The organism is uncultured Aquimarina sp. (assembly GCF_947492115.1).
In the GTDB taxonomy this organism is placed as follows: Bacteria; Bacteroidota; Bacteroidia; order Flavobacteriales; family Flavobacteriaceae; genus Aquimarina.
In genome coordinates this window covers 81,611-104,550 of sequence record NZ_CANLMM010000004.1, presented here as the reverse complement: position 1 = coordinate 104,550, position 22,940 = coordinate 81,611, and the positions used below count along the sequence as shown (strand labels likewise).

The following is a 22,940-nucleotide window of genomic DNA, read 5'->3' as shown; positions in this document are numbered from 1 at the left end:
AAGCTGTTTTTGAATGCTATAAAAAAGGAAAGAGACTAAAGAGTTAAGGAAGGTAATAATCTCTTTCCTTTGATGATTTTATTATTGTTTTATAATCTGTTTTGTGATTGTTTCTTTTTGGTTTCTGATTTTCAAAAAGTAAATCCCTGATTTTAAATCCACTAGATCTACTTCAATAAAATTCGCATTCATGTCTTTGTTTAAAGAAACTTTTTTCAGCACTTTACCTGTTACATCAACAATATCTACCTGATTGGTTTTAAGAATACTGTTTGATGATATCATTAACTTATCAGAGACAGGATTTGGATAAGCTTTGATTTCAATACTAGTATTCTCTTCAGGTTTTCTTAATTGATCTGTACAATTAGGTGCCGTATCACTATTACTAAAATAAATGGTGTAGGTTTTATCCTGAGCTACTAGAGCAAAATTTTGACCATCTTGTGTTGCGTAATACGCCCCATCAAGATTTGCAAATCCAGTTCCAGAAAGTGTTATACTTGGCTGTGCTGAATTAAAATTTTGACTAGTTACATTGTTTTTAAGATCATTCCACCAACTTGGAACTCCATTATTGGTATTCATAGAGAATTGCCATAATCCATTATTTTGTAGATCCCAGTTGATTGTAAAATTAGTCACATTGCTTAAGTCTGGACCTCCAGATCCTAATACGTAAATATTAGAATAAGAATTATTAGCAATGGTTGGCAGAGGATTTGCTAATGGAGCACCAAATGTACAATCGCCTCCATTACCTGATCCTGTTATGGTTATCGTTAATTGATCCGTATCCGAAATTCCATCAGTGTTTGTTACTGTTAAGATAGCAATGTAATCCCCTGCTGTTGTGTAATCATGACTTACAATAGACCCTGTACCAGAAGTACCATCACCAAAATCCCAGTTGTATGATAAACTGCTTCCATCTGATGAAGTAGAACCTGATCCATCAAAAGTAATTGTCGCAGGAGCTATTCCAGAATTACTATCTACCGAAATACTTGCTGTAATTACTGGAGTAGTATCATCATTTACAGTTATAGTTTTACTAGTTGTATCATTCAAAGAACCATCACTAACTGTTAAACTTACCTGATAGCTGCCAGGTGTGTCAAAAACATGTGAAATGCTAACACCAGTAGCTGTGGTTCCATCCCCAAAATTCCAAGAATACGATAGTGTATCACCATCGGGATCTGAAGATTGAGAAGCATCAAATTGTACTGTTAATGGTGCATTACCAGAACTAAGATCATTTGTAAAACTAGCAGAAGGTGGTAAATTACCTGTGCCCCCAATAACATTTGGAATAAATGGTGCGAAGTGTGGTCGAAGCACATCCATTTTCCATTCATTTACACTAGTCCAATCATCTTGTAATATTCCACCCGTATCTCCAGAATTTGGGTTCATCGTCCAAAAAGTCCATGAATATATACTTCCCATAAAATCAACCCATTCTGTAAACCAGGTAAAAGCTACCCCTCCGAAGGCATCTTGATCTTTAATTCCAAACTCTCCAATAAATAATGGAGATGTTTCTTCTTCGTATAAATAATGAAAATTTTCCGTCCATATTGGTGGCATATTTTGAGGAAATGAAGCTGCTTCAAACCAATCTTGAGGTGCCACTTCTGGTCCATATTCATGAGCAGAATACATCAATTTCGAAGGGTTTGATAATTGTACAGGATATTGTCTTGCTCCCATTAATTGTCCTCCCCACCAATAGGAATTTCCTTCAAACTCACCAACGCCTTCTACAATGATTAACACATTAGGATTTACTTCCAAAATCGCATTTCCACATCGTTCTGCAGCTTTATTCCAATCGGTAGCTGGATTGCTATTACCCCAAGAAGATCCATGAGGCTCATTATTTAAATCCATACCCACCACAGCCGAATAGTTTTTATAACGTTCAGCCATGAATAGCCAATCATTGATCCATCTTTGTTCTGAATATTCATTGGTATACCAAAGATCTTCTATTAAGTATCCATCTGCTGCTCTGGAATGATTATCTAATACAATTTTAATATCATTATCCTGACACCATTGCACCAAAATATCCATGAGTTCTATTGGTTTGGTGATTTGTGATTCTTCCTCATTCATAGGAGAAATTCCAGTATAGGCATCAGTTCCATAAGAATTGATGCTAATCGTAGAACTTGGGTTTAGCATTTCATTAGACCAGGGTACTCTAATAGTATTGAATCCTAAATCTTTGATTTGCTGGAGTACGCTTTTCATATCACGACTCCAAATTCCATGTGGAAAATAGGTTTGTGTTTCAAAACCGAACCAATTTACCCCAGTAAGTCTTACTTCCTTTCCTGTGGAATCAAATAATTTATTCCCAGAAACCGAAAGCCAGTTTTGTTGTTGTGCATAGACACCTGACACATTGCCCAAAAGCAATAGCAGTGCTATGGTATAGTTTATAAATTGTCTCATTTGTAGTTAGTTTTTTTATTGTTTTTGATCTAAGATGAAACTTGATCATCTAGAGTTTTTTAGAACACGGAGTGATACTTATTCGTAACATCTTATTTTACTATTGATAAAAGTTAAGTGGCTGATTTTATCAGTAAATTTTAATATTCTAAAATATCTTTATTGATTATGTATTTAGATTTTAGAAGTGAAGATATAGTGATAACCAATTTCTTCATCAAATTGATTAAAATAAATAGCTATCACTATATCTTCTTCTTTTATAAGGGCAAAAAAAGTAGAGAGAGGCATATACTACCTCTCTCGTTTTGGACTTTAATTTTTAATAATTTTATCTCTGAATTTATCTCCTGAAATGATATCATAAATTTCTAAGATATACATTCCAGTAGGTAATTCATTTACTGAAAGTCTAGTAGACTTTTGTTTATTCACTAGCGATTCTGTTCTTACCACGTTTCCAGCAATATCAATTATTCTAACTCTCGTATTTTTCATATCAAAATTAGTTGTGATATTGATAAACTCTGAGGCTGGATTTGGAGTCGCTGTTACTTTAAGCACTTCTTCTGGAGCCTTAGTTCCTGGTTCTTGATCTGAAAAGAAGAATCCAAACTCAGCATTAGCCAAAGCAACTTCTATCTGAGCCCAACTTCTATGGTAACGTTGTGTATATTCTTCTCCAGCATTATAAGCTGTTTGAAGTCTATCAAATTCAGGATCATTTTTATAATCAGATCTTATATCCAAGAATGAAACACCTGGTTCGATCACATCGCCATTAGGCATCGTTCCTGTAAAACCATTTGGAACATATACTTCTTGCTCGAAGATTCTTGCGAAATCACCTCTATCTTCAGGAGAAGATACTCCTTTATCATCTCTATAGGTATTCCACATTCTATCAAGTACTTCTTTAGCAAGGTCTCTAGCGTCTGTGTCAAAAGTAGCATGTTTCTGAGTAGCTGCAGCATAATAAATTAATGCCTTAGCCATAGAAGCTGCAACTCCCAGATCTTTTCCATAATCCGTAACGGTAACACTTAAATTATTGTTACTTCCTGGACTATCAGCGTCCCAAGTATCAGGCTCTCCAGTCCACTCTAGTGTAGCCGGAATTTCGAAATCATCCGTACCGATAAGTTTTACTTCGCTTTTTACCCATGCTACCCATTTATCCATTAAGTTTTTGGCCATTGGATCATTGGTAATATAGTAATACTCAGCTACTCTTTCCATAGACCAAGCTTGCCATCCGAACCAAGTTCCACTTCCTGGATCATGATATACCGGATCTTTGTCGTACGCCATTCCGTAGAATGTAGATTTACCTGAAGGATACGCACTATAATCACCGTTCCAGCTGTTAGTAGCTCCACCAGCGATAGCTCCTTCTTTAGACTGTAACCAAGTATAGAACTCCATTTGTCTAGTTAAACTTTCATTCCAGTCTCTTTCTCCATTTTGAGATTGAGGTTTTAGTTCATTCACTTGCGTCAATGCGTACGCAGCCATTGGATTTTGATATCCAAAATGGCAATGACTAGAACTTATTCTAAATGCCCACTGCGAAGCAGGATCTGCCGAACCACCCCAAGACATGTACCACGACATTAAGTAATGTGCACTGTCATATCCAGACCCCGCTCCACTAGAAGCACTTTGTACTCCTAAGGGCTTAAAATATTTATCAAACATGGCTATTCTCAAATAATCTCCCATTTTGGTAGCTTTATCTAAATCTAAGCTTCCTAAACTAGCTCCTTGTTCTTTGGCATATAATTGTGCCCAAAACATTGCTTGTACTGCTCTAGCATCTGCATCTGGAGCACTTGTATATCTCCATTGTTGCGCATAATTCTGATCTTCTACAAATAATGGTAAGAAACCATCTGATCCACCCCAATCGAATGACTCCCAAGACGGATGTGGTATTGTTTCATATACAGATTCTTGCTCTCCTCTTTGGAATGTATTTATATAAGATGGTGTACTTACTCCATCTCCTCGATTACCATATCCATAAAAATTATCATTATCCAATAACCAATGCATTTGGTATACATCTGGTCCATAGGTTGCTGTTAAATCTGCAGAAACAGGATCAACTCCTACAGGCGCGTTAAACTCTAACGGAGCTGGATAATCACTTGGCAATGGGAATTCTGCTGCAAATGCTGCTGGAGAAGAAGGGTTATAAGCTACATTAGTTGGTTGGTCGGCTGTTGTAGGAATAATAAACTGTTCTATCTTGTCCCATACGTTACTTAATGGTGCCCAATCTTTTGTTATTCTTCCGTTCATAACCTCTAACCATAGCCAATAGGAATACAATTCACTTGTAGATTCATGACCATAATCTGGTGCCTCCACAATTAATGTTTCTATAGAATGATGTGGAGAACCATCTGCACTAAAGTATCCGTTAGCCGGATCATAGAACTCATTTCGTAACTCTATAAATCTGTTGATATACGCATTATCTGAAGGAGGAGTAATGATAATATCACCATCCGTAACATTAATGGTAATAACAGCTTGGTCCGTTCCTCCATTTCCATCATCTACTACCAAGGTTACTGAATACGTTCCAATAGCAGTAAATGTATTTTCAACTGTTACTCCATTGGCTGTATTTCCATCACCAAAATCCCATGTATAGCTTAATGCATCTCCATCTGCATCAGAAGAAACCGAAGCATCAAAAGTTACTAGCAATGGTGCATCACCCGAAATAGGAGTTGCTGAAATATCTGCAACAGGGTCAGTATTACCTCCACTATTGTCACAATCTGGAGCGATAGCAGAATTACTAAAGTATATCGTAAATCCTCCTGTTTTAGAAACCATTACAAAATCAGTTTCATTAATAGTAACCCAATAGTCTCCATCCAATCCAGCAATTCCTGTTCCTGCTAAGCTTGCTTCAGGATTTGCAGCGCTAAAGTTATAAGTCAAATTACCTCTAAGATCTACATACCAATTTGGTTGCCCATCATTTGTGTTCATAGCAAATACATACAATCCTGTATTTTGTAAATCCCAATTAATTGAGAATTCTCTAAAATTGCTTAAGCTTGGACCTCCTGTTCCTAGTACATGAACATGAGAATATCTGTTATCAATACTTGGTAAAGCTGTAGAAATTGGTGTTTCGAAAGAACAATCATTTCCATTTGAAGCTGGATTTCTAGTGACAGTAATTGAATTCGAAAGATCAAAATCACCTACAAGATCCGCTGCATTATTACCCACAGCTGCTCCTTGTAATCCGTCTTCGAAACTTAAATGCCAAATTAAGCAAACTCCTGTACCAGCTCCATCAAAATCTACTCCTTCAACATCTGCTAATGTTGGTGGTAATCCTAAAATATTGTTTAGATCATCGGTGATTAGCCAAGTACTATTCGTTCCTTCAGCTCCAGCTAAAGTTATTCCAGATACATTATCCGCGATACCATCACCAACTGTAAAAGTAAATGGTCCTCCAGTAATTGTTCCTCCATCAACAACTGGCGTAGCCACTGGATTTCTAGTTACGGTAATTGAATTCGAAAGGTCAAAATCACCTACAAGATCCGCTGCATTATTACCCACAGCTGCTCCTTGTAATCCGTCTTCGAAACTTAAATGCCATATTAAACAAACTCCTGTACCAGCACCATCAAAATCTACTCCTTCTACATCTGCTAATGTTGCTGGTAATCCTAAAATATTGTTTAGATCATCGGTGATTACCCAAGTACTATTGGTTCCTTCAGCTCCAGCTAAAGTTATTCCAGATACATTATCCGCAATACCATCTCCAACGGTAAATGTAAATGGTCCTCCTGTAATTGTTCCTCCGTCAACTACAATTGGAGTAACGGTACCACATTGTGGTTCTACATCAGAGTTTGTAAAGTAAATTGTATATCCTGCAGTTTTAGAAACCATTACAAAACTTCCTTCGTCAATTGTCACCCAATAAGCACCATCAAAACCTGGGATTCCAGTACCTGCAAGAACAGCATCAGGACTAGCCGAATTAAAGGTCTGAGTAAGATTGTCTCTAAGATCGATATACCAATTTGGTTGTCCATCTGTTGTATTCATTGCGAATTCATACAATCCATTATTCTGCAAGTCCCAATTGATAGAGAACTCCCTAAAATTACTTAAACTTGGACCACCTTCACCTAAGACAAATACATTGTTATATCTATCATTAATATTTTGTAGTGGTGTTGCAATTGGCGTATCAAAAGCACAACTCGTACTTCCATCAGTAACATTAATCGTTTGCGTAGCAACATCTGTGTCTCCTGCTGCATTTGTTACTGTGAGCGTCACTGTAACCTGACCTATTTGTGTGTAAGTAGTAGACGTGCTTACTGTAGAAGCGGTCTGTCCATTACCTAAATCCCAACTATATGCTAAGCTACCACCTGTTGGGTCTACGGATCCTGAAGCATCAAAAGTAACATCTAGAGGAGCAATTCCCGAATCTGTGCTTACTGTAAAAGAAGCAATCGGACTGCCGTCTGTAACAGTTATGGTAATTGTTTTACTATCTTCTTTACTTCCATCACTAACAGTTAGTTTCGCTTCATACTCTCCAATGGCTGCATATTCATGTGTAATGGTTACACCAGCTCCAGATTCTCCATCTCCAAAATCCCATATATAGGTTAGTGAATCTCCGTTCTCATCTGTAGATGCAGATGCATCAAAATTAACAGATACAGGTGCAACACCAGATGTTGGTGTAGCTGTAAAATCTGCTACAGGAGCAATATTACCATCTAATACAGTAATGGTTCTAGTAAATTCCGAAGATGTATTTTGTCCATCACTAACGGTTAATGTCACTAAATATGAACCTATTGCTGTATAAGTAATAAGTGGATCTACTACTGATGAAGTCTGTCCATTTCCGAAATCCCAGTTGTATGTTAACGCATCTCCGTTAGGATCCGAAGAAGAAGAAGCATCAAACGAAACCTCTAACGGTGCAGTTCCGGATTCTGGAGTAGCAGTAAAAGAAGCAGTTGGTATTTCTCCACCATTTGGTTCTTTTCCTCCAACCAATACTCCATCTGCATAGATTGGTACGTTATCAGAAATTTTTAAAGTATTATTTAGTCCTTGATACGAAAAATCATTGGACGCATCCCATGCACTTTCTGGTGCACTAGTAGGAAGAGAAATTCTTAATTGTATTTCGCTTCTATACTCTCCCTGACCTCCTGGGAATGGCATCTGATCTTGATCCACCTCTATTTCTGCATAGTAAATATTACTTGCAGCATCCCATTCTTGTAGACCGTTAATTGTTGTTCCTCCAGCTCCTCTAGCCGTTAGTTCATAATCACTAGCAGCATATCCAGCTGCGATACCTTCTGAAATATCTACGAAGTAGCGAGCTTTAAGAGTATTCGGAACTCTTGCTGGCCATCCAGAACGGTTGTTAAGCCAGATTGCAACCTCTGTAAATTTTGCTTGATCGTTATTGAGTTTAACTTCGTTTGCAAACTCTAATCCTGGAGTTTCCGGTTGTGGAAAATTAGGTAATGGTGATCCACCAAATTCCATAACCATTCTTGCTAAAACTCCCTGATAACAAGCATTGTAATCAGTTGCTACTTCATTAGCCTGAAAATCATCTCTATCTTCTTCGAAAAAGTCATCTGGTTTAGCAGGTCCTCCCATTAATGCACCGTACATTGTATGTCGAGACTCAACAGGATTAGCACTACTTCTTGACCAGCTCGAATGCTGTCCTCTGTGATGCGGTTTTGTTGGAGGGTTTACACCGAAACCTGTTACCAGACTTCTATTATTAGGATTATCCCCCAATGCATAATTCACCTGATTAATCGCAAAGTTTTTGTATTGGCTGCTTTTTGGAGTATTTACATTATCACTGTATATTAATGCTGTTAACGAAGCATTCATGGCATGACGTAAAGATCCCCACTGTGTTAAGTGAGCCTGACCTCCCGGAGAATAGTTTACTCCTCCATTACCTTCTTGCCACCAATCTAAATGACGCTCGGCATCCGTTTTGTAAATGTCTTTTCCAGTAATAATGGATAATAAAACCATATTACCATATGACTTGTCTTCCCAAACCAAACTCCATAAAAAATCTGGCTGTGTATATTCTGCTTCTGCTTTATCCAGATATTTCTGGTCTCCAGTTGCTTTATATAACCAAAGTGCACCCCAAGTTAATTCATCCTGAAAGTTTCCAGATGTATAAGTCCCCACTGCCGGGATATTTCCTTCTGAAGTATATAATCCTCTATAAGTATCTCCAAACTCATATAACTCAATTGCATGACTTAATAAGGTCGCACTATATGCTGGATCACTATCCTTAAATATAATACTTGCAGATGCCAAGGCTGCTGCAGTCTCGCAAGCTACTTCTGTACCAGGATTAGCCGTTGTTAATGCGTATGATTTTCGTTGTCCATACATAGGATGCACATCAACCATCTCGGCTGGCATCCAAAAATTATGGTCCTGTGATTTACTATCCGCTACTTGGGCATAAAATACATTAGGAGAAGGATGACATTTAATAAAGTAATCTGTAACCCATTTAATGTTTCTTTTGAAATGCTCAGTTTGATTAGCAGCATCGTACCCATCTTTATATTCTAGAAACCCCCAGTTAAGTGCAGTGACTGAAAATGCCATTGGGAAACCAAATTTTACATGATCTCCTGCATCATTCCATCCTCCAGTTAGATCGAGTCCTACATCTGCTCCATCATTGATTCCAGAATCAGACCTCCAACTTATTCTATTCCAGTCAGGTAAGACCCCAGATTGTTGGGTTTCATAAAAAAGCAAAGATTTTTGCAATGCTTCTCCGTAATTAAATTGTGCGGATAAGTGTGTGCAAAATAAACACAATAGGAATACTGTGCCCATTTTAATTAAATTTTTCATTGTAAGTGTAGTTTTAAGAATTGTGTTTTTAGATTAGGTTTTAAGTTTTTTGTTACCATTACCGAAACGACAAAACTAGCTGTGAAATCAATTTTCTTTTGGGACTAATTAGTAATTGATATGGTTTAGAAAGAATTTGTTGGTTTTAATGTAATACTCGATAGAATTGGTTAACCAATTTTAAAATTTAAAATTATTCTACCTGAATATTATAGGTTCTTAATATCCGATTAGTCTAAAATCATTCTGAGAATTCAGCTATAGAATGTACGCTTCGTTTTTGAGATCAGAAGTATCCTATTAGATACAATAGCGCTTGAGATAATAGTATCTCTTTGGTTGTGAGTTTGTGCATAGTTAGTTTAGTTTAAGTTCAATGTCATTAAAATTGTATCATTGATTTTTTAGGGAAAATATATGACACAATGTGTGTTATTTTAAATCATTCCGTTTATCGATGTTTTATTTTATCAGATTTGGTTTTCGTTTTTTTATTATTAACATCCGATTACCATCATAACGATACTCAAAGTTATAACAAGTCTGATGTAAAAGTACGAGCATTGATACCTTTACTACCTCTTAACACGTCTTCATATAAACATAGACAGTATTCATAGACAGTTCTATAGCATACGGTTTTAGGGGAAAAAAGAAATATGAGCTATTTGATTCTTAACTAAAAAAAAAAAGAAAAAAAACACTTTGTTAAGAAGATACTAAGAAATTTAGGCAAAAATAATTTTTAAAAAATCAATTTTTTATAAAAAAAAATAACTATCTCAATGGTAAAACCATAAACCTATTTAACAAAAAAACAATTTTACACGTGTTTTCCTATAAAAATCTTCTTAAAATCGTTAATTTTTTAAACAAGAAATAACTTACAGTATATTGGAATTTTGAAAAAATGGTTAGATCAAAAACATAAGATTTTCACATTATTACGTCCAATTAATTGAAATATTCCCCTTTCTACATGTGTTTTATTGAACAAAAACATACTAACACAGAATTATACGCTACAGGAATATTATGATAGCAAATTGATCATAAAGATAGGATGCTACTTAAATGAATTAGAATATTATTAGAAATGAATCCCCTAGCCAATCGGTAACATTACTAAAATCTTCTCTTATTTTTTAAAGAATAAAAAAGTACAAGTCAATTACGCTTTAAAACACTGAGAATTAAAGGTAAGTTAAGCCAAAACATTTATTATTTATTTTACTCCGTATTTATCGAATAGATAAACTAGACTTGCCATGGTAGCAGCTCCAAGTTCTAATTCTCTTTTGTTTATGGCATCAAACGTATCATTTTTAGCATGATGATAATCGAAGTATCTTTGGGAATCCGGACGTAAGCCAGCTAAAACAATTCCATCCTTCTTTAATGGTCCAATATCTGCTCCACTTCCACCTTTTGCAAAATAATGTATCAAATAAGGTTCAAAAAGTGGTTTCCAACTTTGAATCTGAGTATAATTATCCATATTACAATCAAATGAAAAACCTCTGGGAGTAAAACCTCCAGCATCACTTTCCAGCGCAAAAACATGATTTTCTCCTTTAGTCTCTGCTACCTTAGCATATTTTTTACCTCCTCGTAATCCATTTTCTTCGTTCATAAATAAAACTACTCTAATAGATCTCTTGGGTTTATATCCTGTTTCTTTGAATAAACGTAATACTTCCATAGATTGCACCACACCAGCACCATCATCATGTGAACCATCTCCTAAATCCCATGAATCCAAATGACCACCTACAACCATATATTCATTTGGAAATTCACTTCCGGTAATTTCTCCAATTACATTAAAAGATTCAACATCCTTCCATGTTCTACAGTTCATATTAAACAAAAACTTGATTTTTGGATTTAGTGTTAACATTGAATGCAATAATTCAGCACCATTTGTACTTATAGCAGCAGCCGGTATTTTCTCTAAGTCCGTTAAATTACCGTAACTCATCGTTCCTGTATGAGGAAAATCATCTAATCTTAGATTTAAAGAACGAACAATTACTCCGACCGCTCCAAATTTAGCAGCTTCAGCAGCTCCAGAATATCTCTGATCAACACATCCTCCATAGGCTTCAAAAGTATTGATTAAATCTGCCTGCATCGGACGATTATAGAAAACGATTTTTCCTTCTATTTTATCAGTCCCTAATTTTCGAAGATCTTCTAACCCTTGTACTTCCACAATTTCTGCTTTCACACCTCCTATTGGAGTTGGTACAGAACCTCCCAGAGCACAAATAGGTACATTAGTAGTCTGACCTGGTTGTGTTTCGATATAAGCAAACTCGGTAACACCTCTTGTCCATTTTGGAACCATTACGGACTGCAGCCATACCTTATCTAAGCCTATTTCTTTTAGTTCAGCTTCTGTCCATTCCACCGCTTTCTGTGCATTTAAAGATCCTGATAATCTTGGGCCAATTTGATTAGACAAATAATCCAGCCAAGAATAACTCTTACCTTTTAATAATGATGAGTTATAAAAATTTTTAATGGTTATGGAATCTTCTTTATTAACTTTCTCTTGTCCGTAGGACATATAGAAAAAAAATGCGCAAAGTATAAGGACTATCTTTTTCACTGAGGTATTTTATATAAATTATTTAACTTTCTAAATGATCAACTATTCGTTTTCTAACTGTTCTTTATATAATGATAAATTGGATTTTGTTTCATCGTCCAATTCTGGTTCTTTAATATCTTCAAACTTCGTAAGGGTATCGTACAATGTTTTTGCTACAATATATCGCGCAGTTGGTTTATCATCTGCAGGAATTATATACCAAGGAGCATGTGGAAGAGATGTTTTATTAATTGCATCTTGATAGCAAGACTGATATTGATCCCAAAGTTTTCTTTCTTTAAGATCTCCAGCAGAAAACTTCCAGTTTTTTTCCTTCTTTTCTAGCCTTCTAAGTAATCTATTTTTTTGTTCGTCCTTTGACAAGTGTAAATAAAATTTATAAATCAAGGTGCCATTTTCGGCAATATGCTTTTCAAAGTTTCTAATTTGCTCAAATCTCTTTTCCCAAAATGCATCATCAATATCATCTACCGAGTTAACATTTGGAAGTTTTTCACTCATAATATATTCTGGATGTACTCGGGTTACCAATACATTCTCGTAGTGCGTCCTATTAAAGACTGAAAACTTACCTCGTTGTGGCAAGGCTATATAATGCCTCCATAAATAATCATGACCTAGTTCCAGTTCTGTAGGGACTTTAAAACTATGAACTACAATACCTCTGGTATTAAAATCTTTAAAAACTTCGCGAATAAGACTGTCTTTACCAGCAGTATCCATCCCTTGTAAACATATTAGGATGGCATATTTATCATGTGCATAAATGGTATCTTGAAAGTCCCCTAACTTTTTCCGAACCTCTTCTAATTCTTTTTCTATTTTCTTTTTATCCGCTCCAAGATCAAATGTAGTAGGAACGTTAGACAATTCTATTGATTGAGAAACTTTAAAATCTTCGTGATTGATCGTATTCATAGTATGATTTGTATTATCTTTTGTAAGATACTAAAGTTTTGGATTGTTGAAAAAAGAAAAGTCGTAAGTACTAGAATAGATAGATAAGAAGTGCCTCCAATTGATAATTTAACGTCAAACTAAACGCAGGTTATCTGGCATCGAAATCATAGCTAAATCCGATAAGAAATGTATCGTATCTTCTGCCGAGACTTTTAATGTTTAATTCTGCAAAAATATGTACCGGAATTGATATTTGGTGCAAAGCTCTAAGCTTTATCTGAGCTCCATGATTAAAATCTCCACTTCTAAATGCTATTAACGCATCATCTTCAATTTCTTCGAAAATACTAGAATCATTACCAATATAGCCGAAACCTGCTGTTATTGTGGTTGGGTACCAATTAAACAGAATCAAATTTACTCCAATTGCCAATTCATTATACCCTTCTACCTCATCACTAGCACCAATAGAAAACAATCTATTATATTCTCCCATATAAGTGGTAAAGCAATTAGGAGCATATTCCAAACGGGCTCCCAATCCGACCTCTTCTACAGAACCGAAACTTTTGATAGCAACCAAACCATAATTAATGGCACTGGGTTCGTATTGCGCATTTGATAAAAAGCTAGCAAATAGTAAAATGATAAAAAGAACTCTCTTCATTAGGGGCAAATATATTAGAGATAAGTCGCAAGATAATGATTCTCCTTACTTTGCAGCAAAAAGTTTAACATCTTCCTCACTTACTTCGTTTCCTCCTAAAATAATAAGTCGTTCAACAACATTTCTTAGCTCTCTTATATTACCCGTCCAATCATATTGTTGTAATTGCTTAATAGCTTTATCCGAAAATGTTTTTACCGGAGAACCTTGTTCACCTGCTATCTTCTTGGTAAAGTAATCTACCAAAAGCGGAATATCTTCTCTTCTATCATTTAGTGCAGGAACTTTCACAAGGATAACAGCCAAACGATGGTAGAGATCTTCTCTAAACTTGTTATCTGCAATTTCTTTTTTCAGGTCCTTATTAGTTGCAGCAACTACTCTTACATCTACTTTAATGTCTTTATCACTACCTACACGCTGAATTTTATTTTCTTGTAAAGCTCTCAATACTTTTGCTTGTGCAGAAAGGCTCATATCACCAATTTCATCTAAAAAGATGGTACCTCCATTTGCTGCTTCAAATTTACCAGCTCTATCTTTATTAGCCGAAGTAAATGCACCTTTTACATGACCAAATAATTCACTCTCGATAAGTTCACCAGGAATTGCCGCACAATTAACTTCGATCATTTGTCCTTTAGAACGATCACTTTTTTGATGTATCCAATGTGCTACGAGTTCTTTACCAGTTCCATTTGGGCCTGTAATCAACACTCTAGCATCGGTAGCAGCGACTTTTTCGATCATATTTTTGATGTCTGTAATAGCAGGAGATTCTCCTATCATTTCATAATTCTTAGACACCTTTTTCTTAAGCATTTTATTTTCTACTACCAGTTCCTTTCTATCCAATGCGTTACGAACTGTGTTAAGTAGTCTATTTAAATCTGGCGGTTTAGAAATATAATCGAAAGCTCCTAAACGCATAGTATTCACCGCTGTGTCCAAATCTCCATGACCAGAAATCATTACCATTGGTACTTCTGGTTTTATTTTTTTTGCAGCTTCCAATACCTCTACTCCATCCATTTTAGGCATTTTGATATCACATAATACCAAATCATAATCATCACTTTTGATCATATCAATACCTGCTAATCCATCTTCTGCCTCAAAAACTTCATATTTATCATTTTCTTCAGATAATATTTTCACAAGTACTCTTCTGATTGCAGCTTCGTCTTCTATAACTAATATTTTCGCCATTATAATTTTAATTTAATTCCTCCTCGCATATAGAACGTATTTCTATCATTGAGAACTAATACATTTTCTTGATTTTTATCTCTAAGGCGGATTTCGTTACTTAATGTATATCCACCATATGCAAACAACAATAAATGTTCCGTAAAATAATACTCATAACCCAAAGCACTATTTATAAGTAACATCGAAGCATTTTCCGCAAGTTTTGCATCTCCATTTTCATCTATAAACGCTCTGTTATTCTGTATGTTACCATAAAAACGATCCAAACCTATAAATGCCTGTAACGTATTCTTATCATTAAAAAAATATTTAATACTTGTCTTAGGCGTACCTAACGAATAGGACCAATTAGGATGAAAACGTTTTGAATAGTTAATGATTGGTAATGGAAAATTAATGCTCGCCGGAGAGGCGTACCTAAGACCAAGCACCAATCTAGAAGAATTTATTGCTTTTTTATCTCCATAGCTCTTCACAAAATAGACAGAACCTACATATCTAAAATCGTCACTATCGACACCCGAAGCTTCTAAATTAGAAGAAATTCGGGTTCCTAATTTTGCTCCAAATCTCCAATCATTCTTCATTTTAAAGGTATATCCTAGCTCAAATCCAAATGTATGAAACTCCTGTAGACCTTGAGTATCTACAATAATATCGTCCTTAAGTTGTAGATTATTCAATCGATACTGAAAGGCCAGTACTAAGTACGTACCTTTTTCATTCATTTGAATAGGGTAATTCCCTGAAACCCTTAGACTATTGTAACTATTATCACTTTTGGACTGAGGTATGTATGCATATTCTACTCTAGCCAGATTTGTATCTTGTGATTGCACTATTTGAATAGCACAACAGATCAAAATAAAGGGCACAAGTAGTCTTTTATAATTCATTTTTTACCTCATAAAACTTTATATTACTCTTTGCTAGGGTTTAAGATCGTTACTTCTCGTTGTGGGAATGGAATACTTATATTGTTTTCTCTAAACAAACGATCAATTTCGAATCTTATTTCACTTTTAGGAACGGCAGCCTGAAAACTATCATTCATTGTAAAAATAAGCTTAAAATTTAAAGAGCTATCTCCGAAGTTAGTAAATAAAACTAGTGGTTCTGGATATTGCAAAATCTTATCATTTTCGACTGCGATTTTTAGCAGTAATTCTTTTACCAAATTGACATCGCTTCCATAAGCGACTCCAATATCTACCGATTCTCTAGTGATTTTACCATTTTGTGTCCAATTATATAATGTAGACGTAAGATACTTGTGATTCGGAATAATCAGCACCTTGTTATCTATGGTTACTGCCCTTGTAGTTCGTAGTTTGATATCTTCTACTCTCCCTACTTTACCTTCTAATTCAATAATATCACCGACGTGAACTGTTTGATCAATCAGAATAAAAATACCCGATATTACATCCTGAATTAATGTTTGCAATGCTAAACCAACTCCTACTAGTAACGCTGCCGAAGCTGCAAAAATAGCCGTAATGTTTAAACCAATACTATCTAGAGTGATCAGAATAACAATGACATAAATAAAATACTTGGAAAACGAAAAAACCGATTCAAATTTTAATTTATCTTCTTTTCTCAGTTTCCTGGTAACAATTTTCCGAATAAGTCTTAATGATACTGTAGTAACAACAAGGATCAAGATTACAAAGAGTAACAGACCTACTGTAAGTATAATTGAATGGTCATCTGGACCAATATGAATGATTTCATAATCCAGAAACTTCTTGATGTTTCCCCAAACATCTTCCTGAATTACTTCTTTAACTTGATCTGTTATTTCCTCTTGTATCATACTAATACTTCAACCATTTAAATAACTCCTTATAGCTTGGTTTTTTACCATACATCAAAATACCTATTCTATATATTTTACCAGCAAACCATACCATAAAAATAATACTTCCAATTAATAACGAGATGGACACTAGTATTTGCCACCAAGGAACTCCAAAAGGAATTCGCATTAACATAACTATCGGAGAAGTTAATGGAATCATAGAAAAAACCGTTGAAACTGTTCCATGAGGATTTTCTATAACCGCAAAAAAGCCGACATAAATACCCAACATAAGCGGCAATATGATTGGCAACATAAATTGCTGAGAATCAGTTTCACTATCTACCGCTGCTCCGATTGCTGCATATATAGAACTATATAGGAAATACCCTCCTACAAAGTATATAAAGAATGACAAGACTAAGGTAGCTAGAGGTAGTTTTAAAATATCTTGAATTAATAACTGAATCTCTTCTTGATTACTTGCTTCTAACGCTACCGAAGGATCAACTCCTGCTGGTTGAGGATCAATTCCGAATAATGAAGTCGCTACTATTAATAATATCCCACCTAATAATACCCAAATCAAAAATTGTAATATTCCGGCAAAAGAAGTTCCTAAAATTTTACCTAGCATTAATTGCATAGGCTTTACAGAAGATATGATTATTTCTATAATCCTATTTGTTTTCTCCTCTATCACAGATCTCATTACCATATTTCCATAAATGATAATGAACATCATTAATAAATACCCTGCCAAACCTCCAAAAGCCATTTTTACATAATTAGACATTTTAGAAGTCTTCTCTCCAGAAAAGTTTTCTATCTGTATATTTATTTTTGCTTTCGATCTCTCTATAACCGCCAAGTTAAGACCTTCATTCTTATAATTTTGTTCCGTTAGTTTATTGGAAATGATTCTTTCTATCTTATTTAAAACAGAAAAATTAGGAGACTCCTCAGCATAGAACTGAATAGACTTGGCCAAATCATCATTAGAAGTCTTGTTTGGAATATATAGAAGACCATACAGTTTTTTAGATATCACCGAATCTTTAGCTACATCAAGATCAAAACTGCTATAATCCAAATAAGTTACCTCTTTTGTATTTTCAAAATCATCTATAAACAACTTGGTTTCATCTACTATTACAACCTCTTTTACTTCATCACTATTTAACGTTGTTAACCATCCAATTAGTCCGACCATTCCCACAACAATCAATGGACTTAAAAAGGTCATTACTACAAAGGTTCTATTTCTAACTCGAGATATAAATTCTCTTTTAATAATCAACTGTAAATTACTACTCATTTTCTGTGATGGTTTTAATGAATATTTCGTTTACGCTTGGTATTACCTCATTAAATCTAACTACTTGGGCTCTTTCTGTTAAAAAACTTAAAAGTTCATTCGGTGCAACTTGTTTATCCAATGAAATTTTAAGTTTTAATTGTTCATCTATAGCTTTGAAATTAGCAAGTTCAGTATTAAACTTGTTCTGTAAAGTTTTTTCTAACTCCAACATATTATCCGATAACAACCCAACTTCAAAAGTATTTGATTTATACGCTTTCTTAATATCTGAAACTTTACCTTCTAATATTTTGTTAGACTTGTGAATCAAAGCAATATGATCACATAATTCTTCGACACTTTCCATTCTATGGGTAGAAAAAATCACCGTTGCTCCTTCATCCCGTAGTTGAAGAATCTCATCTTTAATTACGTTTGCATTTATAGGATCAAATCCACTAAACGGTTCGTCAAAAATTAATAGTTTTGGTCTGTGCAAGACAGTTACTATAAACTGTACTTTCTGCGCCATTCCTTTAGACAATTCCTGTATTTTCTTATTCCACCAATGAGAAATATCAAATTTATCGAACCAATACTTTAATCGTTCTTTTGCTTCCTTTTTACTTAATCCTTTTAATTGAGCAAGATATAGTGCTTGCTCTCCAACTTTCATTGATTTATACAATCCTCGTTCTTCTGGCAGATACCCAATATCTTTAATATGATGAGATTGCAAAGGGTCTCCATCTAAAAACACCTTTCCTGTATCCGGAAGTGTTATTTGATTGATGATTCTAATAAGTGTGGTTTTACCAGCTCCATTAGGTCCTAGCAAACCAAAAATACTTCCTTTAGGTACGGTAACAGAAACGTTATTAAGAGCTATAAAATCTCCAAATCGTTTTGATGCTTCTTGTACCTCTAAAAGATTAGACATATAAATAATTTGATTTGTGTAAAAGAATTAAAAAACTATGCTAATTAAGTCAAAATATTGATGAAATGAAATAAATCTCCTACATAAACCAATTATACACCTACATATTGTTTAATGCAATCTAATCATGGCTTATAAAAGGTAAAATCATGATGCTTCTTTCATCTAAAAACAAAACCCACCCTAAATACAAGTATTAAGGATGGGAAAAAAATTGCTATGAAAAAGAAAAATTATCACTAAATGCGCTAGTGATGTCTCAAATATACAAATTTTTATTAAACAAAAATTAGCATATCGAAATGATTCTTCTCTTATTTTTTTGAATTTCCTTTTTAAGAAAACATATCTTTAACTTTTTCGAAAAATGACTTGTCTTTACTATCAGGACTTGGTTTAAAGTGATCATCCTGTGCCATTTTTTCGAAAAACTCTCTTTGTTCTTTATTAAGGGTCTTAGGAGTCCATACATTTACATGTACTAAGAGATCACCTTTTCCATAGCCATTTATACTTGGAATACCTTTTCCTCTAAGACGTAATATTTTACCACTCTGCACTCCTTCTTCGATTTTAATACGAACTTTTCCTGAAACTGTATCAATTTCTCTAGACGCTCCTAGGGCAGCTTCTGAAAAACTGATGTAAAGATCGTAGTGAAGATTATCACCTTCACGTTGTAATTGTGGATGTTCCAGTTCTTCGATTGCTACTAATAAATCTCCGGCGATACCATTTCCTGGAGCTTCATTTCCTTTACCTGACACCTTAAGCTGCATTCCATCTTCCACTCCAGCAGGAATTTTAATACTCACAGTTTCTTCAGATACTTTAAGACCTTGACCATCTGCATCTGCAGGCCTGTGGTCTATAATCTGTCCAGATCCACCACAAGTAGAACAGGTAGTAGAAGTTTGCATTCTACCTAATATCGTATTGGTAATTCTTGTAACTTGACCGCTACCATTACATGTAGAACAAGTTTTATAGGTAACTCCTGGTGCTTGAATTTTTCGTTTTACCTTGATCTTTTTCTCTACACCATTGGCAATTTCTTCTAAAGTAAGTTTAACTCTAATACGAAGATTACTTCCTTTTACTCGGCGTTGTCTTCCGCCGCCACCACCGAAACCACCGAAGCCGCCAAAACCTCCGCCACCGAAAATATCTCCGAACTGACTGAATATATCATCCATATTCATTCCGCCACCTCCGAAGCCACCTCCGCCTTCAAAAGCTTGGTGTCCGAATTGATCATATCGCGCTTTCTTATCAGGATCACTTAAAACTTCATACGCCTCGGCAGCTTTCTTGAATTTTTCTTCTGCCGTAGCATCTCCAGGGTTTTTATCCGGATGATATTCTATAGCTTTTTTACGGTATGCCTTCTTTATCTCAGCTTCCGTAGCATTCTTACTAATACCTAAAATATCATAAAAATCTTCTTTCATCTCTCTATTATTGTCCGGTTACCACCTTAGGAAAACGAATTACCTTATCTCCTAACTTATATCCTTTTTCTATAACATCTACAATTTTTCCTTTGAGCTCATCACTTGGAGCAGGAATTTGTGTAATTGCCTCATGATCATCCGCATTAAAAGCATCTCCAGCAGCTACTTCTACCTCTGTTAGTCCTTTACCTTTTAAGGTTTCCTTTAATTTATTATGTATTAACTCGACACCTTTTAAAAGATCTTTGTCTTCAGACTTTTCAATTTCCTTCATGGCACGATCAAAATCATCAAGTACTGGCAACATCGATTGCATTATATCCTGACCAGCAGTTTTAAATAACTCCACTCGCTCTTTGGAAGTACGTTTTTTATAATTTTCAAACTCAGCAAAAAGTCTTAAAAATTTATCTTTTTCTTTTTCAAGATCCTCTTTTAATTGAGTTTCTACATCTTTTTCTTCTACTTCTTCCACTTCAGTTTCCTCTATTGTTGTGTCAAGTACCTCTTCTACCTGATCTTTTACCTCTTCTGTATTTTTATTTTTCTTACTCATGTAACTAGTACCTTTTATAAGTTTATTTTCTGAAGATGCAAAAGTACTGCCATTTTTGAATTAATGTCATAATGTCACAGGAATATTTTAGTATATATTTAAGAGTATTCATTTTCGAAAAAAATAATTTTGATGTTTAAAACTATAAACTAACATTATTATGAAAACTAAATTAGTGAATCTACTTGCAATTGCTGCAATTATTGTTTCTGCAATGTCTTGTAAAGGAGAGAAAAAAAATGAAACTGAAGCTACTGCTGCTGAAGAAGTAAAAGAAGCTCCAGCAGAAGCTATCACTTTTGTCGTAGATAACGCCGCTAGTACTATTGATTGGGTGGGAAAAAAACCTACCGAAAATCATACCGGTACCATTAGTATCGCAAAAGGAAAAGTAAAAACACAGGATGGAAAAATTCAAAGTGGTTCTTTTGTAATCGATATGACTTCTATCAATGTAACTGATTTAGAAGGAAAGCAAAAAGCTGGATTAGAAGGTCACCTTAAAGGTGAAGGTGAAGGAAAAGAAGATCACTTTTTTAATGTAGCTAAATTCCCTAATGCTTCTTTTGAAGTTACTGGTATCACTGAAAAAGATGGTAAATCTATGATCGAAGGAAATTTAACTATTAAAGGTATTAAGAAAAATATTTCTTTTCCAGCAACCACTACTGTAGAAGGAGACACAATGACCTTAAACAGTGAAGTATTTACTATTAATCGTACTGATTGGGGTGTAAATTACGGTTCTAAATCTGTTTTCGAAAACCTAGGAGACAAGTTTATCTTAGATGATATAGAATTAAAAGTAAGCTTAAAAGCAAACAAAGCTTAATATTGGACATTCCAACATGATAATAAAATAAAGGCTAACATTTAGTTTATGTTAGCCTTTATTTTTTATCTGCTATTTCCCTTAAATAAAAAAAGTCAGAAGCTGTGTAAAAAGACTTCTTGAAATTAATATTTAGATTAAATCTTCTACGGCGTGCGTAATATTATCATACGTAAAACTAAAACCAGTCTTCATTATTTTATCACAGCATACTCGCTGGCTTCCAAATAGCAATACATGCATTTCTCCTAGAACAAGTTTCATTACAAAACGTGGAATACCTGGTAATACTATTTTCTTGTCCAATCTATTGGCAATAGTGTGTGTTAACTTATGATTGGAAACTGGATTCGGAGCCACAGCATTGTACAATCCATATATTTCTTCTTCTACAGCATATAGAAACAATCGGGCTAAGTCTTCCACGTGTATCCAGCTTTGCCATTGTTTTCCGTTTCCGAAAACAGCTCCTATTCCTTGTTTAATTGGTTTTACTATCTTCGGAAAAGCACCTCCTTTAGATGATAGCACAAGTCCGATTCTTAGCAACGTTACTTCGACATCCAAGGTTTCAAAATCCAAAACTGCAGATTCCCATTTTTGTACTACCTCTCCTAAAAAACCTGTATCCACTTCTTCAGAATCCTCCATATAATAATTCTGAAAAGAATCCGGATAGATGCCAATAGCACTTGCCGATACAATTTGACGAACAGAATGCTTTATCTTTTGTAAAGAATCAATAAGTAAAGAAGTAGTGACGGTACGGCTATCTAGTATTTCTTGCTTATAGCTTTTTGTCCAGCGCTTAGCCACTGTAGCACCAACTAAATGTATAATTACCTCGACATCTTTAAAACAATCAAGATCTATTTCTCCTGCACTCGGATTCCAATAATATCCTTTATAATTATGCTGAGATGTAAGTTTACTTTTACTTGTTGTTAGGTAATGTACATCCATATTTGATTGATGACATAACTTTACAATTTCCTGACCAACCAGTCCAGTAGCACCCGTAATTAAAACTTTCACACGTTTAAATTTTAGTAATTATTTTATAAACTATTCATTATAAAATGAAGAACATCTCTTATCAATCTGTTCTCTTTTTAAGAATTTTAAATATTCTCTAGGGCGAAGTAATTTTTAAGTTTCTTAATGTTTATTATATTAATTTTAGTCACTTTGAAATCAATAAGATCAAAGATGTCGTTTACGACACAAGACAGATATCTTCAAAAAAGACT

14 protein-coding genes are annotated in these 22,940 nt (G+C 34.7%); 1 reads left to right on the top strand and 13 read right to left on the bottom strand.

Features of this window, described 5'->3' with window-relative positions:
• Positions 1 to 81: 81 nt before the first annotated feature.
• The 12 genes from Q1A73_RS13675 to Q1A73_RS13620 form a co-directional block, all read right to left on the bottom strand.
• The gene (locus tag Q1A73_RS13675) at positions 82 to 2,466 is read right to left on the bottom strand and encodes a cellulase family glycosylhydrolase (RefSeq protein ID WP_299606609.1); all 2,385 of its coding nucleotides are present in this window, start codon (positions 2,464 to 2,466) and stop codon (positions 82 to 84) included.
• A gap of 315 nt (positions 2,467 to 2,781) precedes the next feature.
• Positions 2,782 to 9,408 (bottom strand): glycoside hydrolase family 48 protein, encoded by a 6,627-nt coding sequence (locus tag Q1A73_RS13670; protein ID WP_299606607.1) that lies wholly within the window; start codon positions 9,406 to 9,408, stop codon positions 2,782 to 2,784.
• 1,225 nt (positions 9,409 to 10,633) lie between these two features.
• Positions 10,634 to 11,980, bottom strand: coding sequence for a M20/M25/M40 family metallo-hydrolase (locus Q1A73_RS13665; protein WP_299607228.1), 1,347 nt, complete (start codon positions 11,978 to 11,980; stop codon positions 10,634 to 10,636).
• Between the two features lie 84 nt (positions 11,981 to 12,064).
• A complete protein-coding gene (locus Q1A73_RS13660) occupies positions 12,065 to 12,943 on the bottom strand; it encodes a PPK2 family polyphosphate kinase (protein ID WP_299606605.1) in 879 nt (292 codons plus the stop codon).
• Between the two features lie 130 nt (positions 12,944 to 13,073).
• Positions 13,074 to 13,592 carry a hypothetical protein gene (locus tag Q1A73_RS13655; RefSeq protein WP_299606602.1) on the bottom strand — a complete coding sequence of 173 codons (519 nt, stop codon included), beginning with the start codon at positions 13,590 to 13,592 and terminating at the stop codon, positions 13,074 to 13,076.
• A 45-nt stretch (positions 13,593 to 13,637) separates the two neighbouring features.
• On the bottom strand, positions 13,638 to 14,801 hold the full coding sequence (locus Q1A73_RS13650; protein ID WP_299606599.1) for a sigma-54 dependent transcriptional regulator: 1,164 nt from the start codon (positions 14,799 to 14,801) through the stop codon (positions 13,638 to 13,640).
• Positions 14,801 to 15,700 carry a DUF6268 family outer membrane beta-barrel protein gene (locus Q1A73_RS13645; RefSeq protein WP_299606597.1) on the bottom strand — a complete coding sequence of 300 codons (900 nt, stop codon included), beginning with the start codon at positions 15,698 to 15,700 and terminating at the stop codon, positions 14,801 to 14,803. The genes Q1A73_RS13650 and Q1A73_RS13645 overlap by 1 nt, the downstream gene beginning before the upstream one ends.
• Positions 15,701 to 15,723: 23 nt before the next feature.
• A complete protein-coding gene (locus Q1A73_RS13640) occupies positions 15,724 to 16,623 on the bottom strand; it encodes a mechanosensitive ion channel domain-containing protein (protein ID WP_299606594.1) in 900 nt (299 codons plus the stop codon).
• A 1-nt stretch (position 16,624) separates the two neighbouring features.
• Positions 16,625 to 17,926 (bottom strand): ABC transporter permease, encoded by a 1,302-nt coding sequence (locus Q1A73_RS13635; protein WP_299606591.1) that lies wholly within the window; start codon positions 17,924 to 17,926, stop codon positions 16,625 to 16,627.
• Positions 17,919 to 18,848 (bottom strand): ABC transporter ATP-binding protein, encoded by a 930-nt coding sequence (locus Q1A73_RS13630; protein WP_299606588.1) that lies wholly within the window; start codon positions 18,846 to 18,848, stop codon positions 17,919 to 17,921. The genes Q1A73_RS13635 and Q1A73_RS13630 overlap by 8 nt, the downstream gene beginning before the upstream one ends.
• A gap of 335 nt (positions 18,849 to 19,183) precedes the next feature.
• A complete protein-coding gene (gene dnaJ / locus Q1A73_RS13625; protein WP_299606587.1) occupies positions 19,184 to 20,299 on the bottom strand; it encodes a molecular chaperone DnaJ in 1,116 nt (371 codons plus the stop codon).
• 7 nt (positions 20,300 to 20,306) lie between these two features.
• Entirely contained in the window at positions 20,307 to 20,858 is a 552-nt protein-coding gene (locus tag Q1A73_RS13620) for a nucleotide exchange factor GrpE (protein ID WP_299606585.1), read from the bottom strand.
• Between the two features lie 160 nt (positions 20,859 to 21,018).
• Here Q1A73_RS13620 and Q1A73_RS13615 point away from each other — a divergent pair, with 160 nt between their 5' ends.
• Positions 21,019 to 21,690, top strand: coding sequence for a YceI family protein (locus Q1A73_RS13615; RefSeq protein ID WP_299606583.1), 672 nt, complete (start codon positions 21,019 to 21,021; stop codon positions 21,688 to 21,690).
• A 132-nt stretch (positions 21,691 to 21,822) separates the two neighbouring features.
• Here the strand turns inward: Q1A73_RS13615 and Q1A73_RS13610 are convergent, their stop codons facing one another.
• Positions 21,823 to 22,725, bottom strand: coding sequence for a TIGR01777 family oxidoreductase (locus Q1A73_RS13610; RefSeq protein ID WP_299606580.1), 903 nt, complete (start codon positions 22,723 to 22,725; stop codon positions 21,823 to 21,825).
• Positions 22,726 to 22,940: the final 215 nt, after the last annotated feature.

Excerpts from the sequence above, each read along its gene's own strand:
- Q1A73_RS13675 (WP_299606609.1), bottom strand. The coding sequence starts at position 2,466 with ATGAGACAATTTATAAACTATACCATAGCACTGCTATTGCTTTTGGGC.
- Q1A73_RS13670 (WP_299606607.1), bottom strand. The coding sequence starts at position 9,408 with ATGAAAAATTTAATTAAAATGGGCACAGTATTCCTATTGTGTTTATTT.
- Q1A73_RS13665 (WP_299607228.1), bottom strand. The coding sequence starts at position 11,980 with ATGTCCTACGGACAAGAGAAAGTTAATAAAGAAGATTCCATAACCATT.
- Q1A73_RS13660 (WP_299606605.1), bottom strand. The coding sequence starts at position 12,943 with ATGAATACGATCAATCACGAAGATTTTAAAGTTTCTCAATCAATAGAA.
- Q1A73_RS13655 (WP_299606602.1), bottom strand. The coding sequence starts at position 13,592 with ATGAAGAGAGTTCTTTTTATCATTTTACTATTTGCTAGCTTTTTATCA.
- Q1A73_RS13650 (WP_299606599.1), bottom strand. The coding sequence starts at position 14,801 with ATGGCGAAAATATTAGTTATAGAAGACGAAGCTGCAATCAGAAGAGTA.
- Q1A73_RS13645 (WP_299606597.1), bottom strand. The coding sequence starts at position 15,700 with ATGAATTATAAAAGACTACTTGTGCCCTTTATTTTGATCTGTTGTGCT.
- Q1A73_RS13640 (WP_299606594.1), bottom strand. The coding sequence starts at position 16,623 with ATGATACAAGAGGAAATAACAGATCAAGTTAAAGAAGTAATTCAGGAA.
- Q1A73_RS13635 (WP_299606591.1), bottom strand. The coding sequence starts at position 17,926 with ATGAGTAGTAATTTACAGTTGATTATTAAAAGAGAATTTATATCTCGA.
- Q1A73_RS13630 (WP_299606588.1), bottom strand. The coding sequence starts at position 18,848 with ATGTCTAATCTTTTAGAGGTACAAGAAGCATCAAAACGATTTGGAGAT.
- dnaJ (WP_299606587.1), bottom strand. The coding sequence starts at position 20,299 with ATGAAAGAAGATTTTTATGATATTTTAGGTATTAGTAAGAATGCTACG.
- Q1A73_RS13620 (WP_299606585.1), bottom strand. The coding sequence starts at position 20,858 with ATGAGTAAGAAAAATAAAAATACAGAAGAGGTAAAAGATCAGGTAGAA.
- Q1A73_RS13615 (WP_299606583.1), top strand. The coding sequence starts at position 21,019 with ATGAAAACTAAATTAGTGAATCTACTTGCAATTGCTGCAATTATTGTT.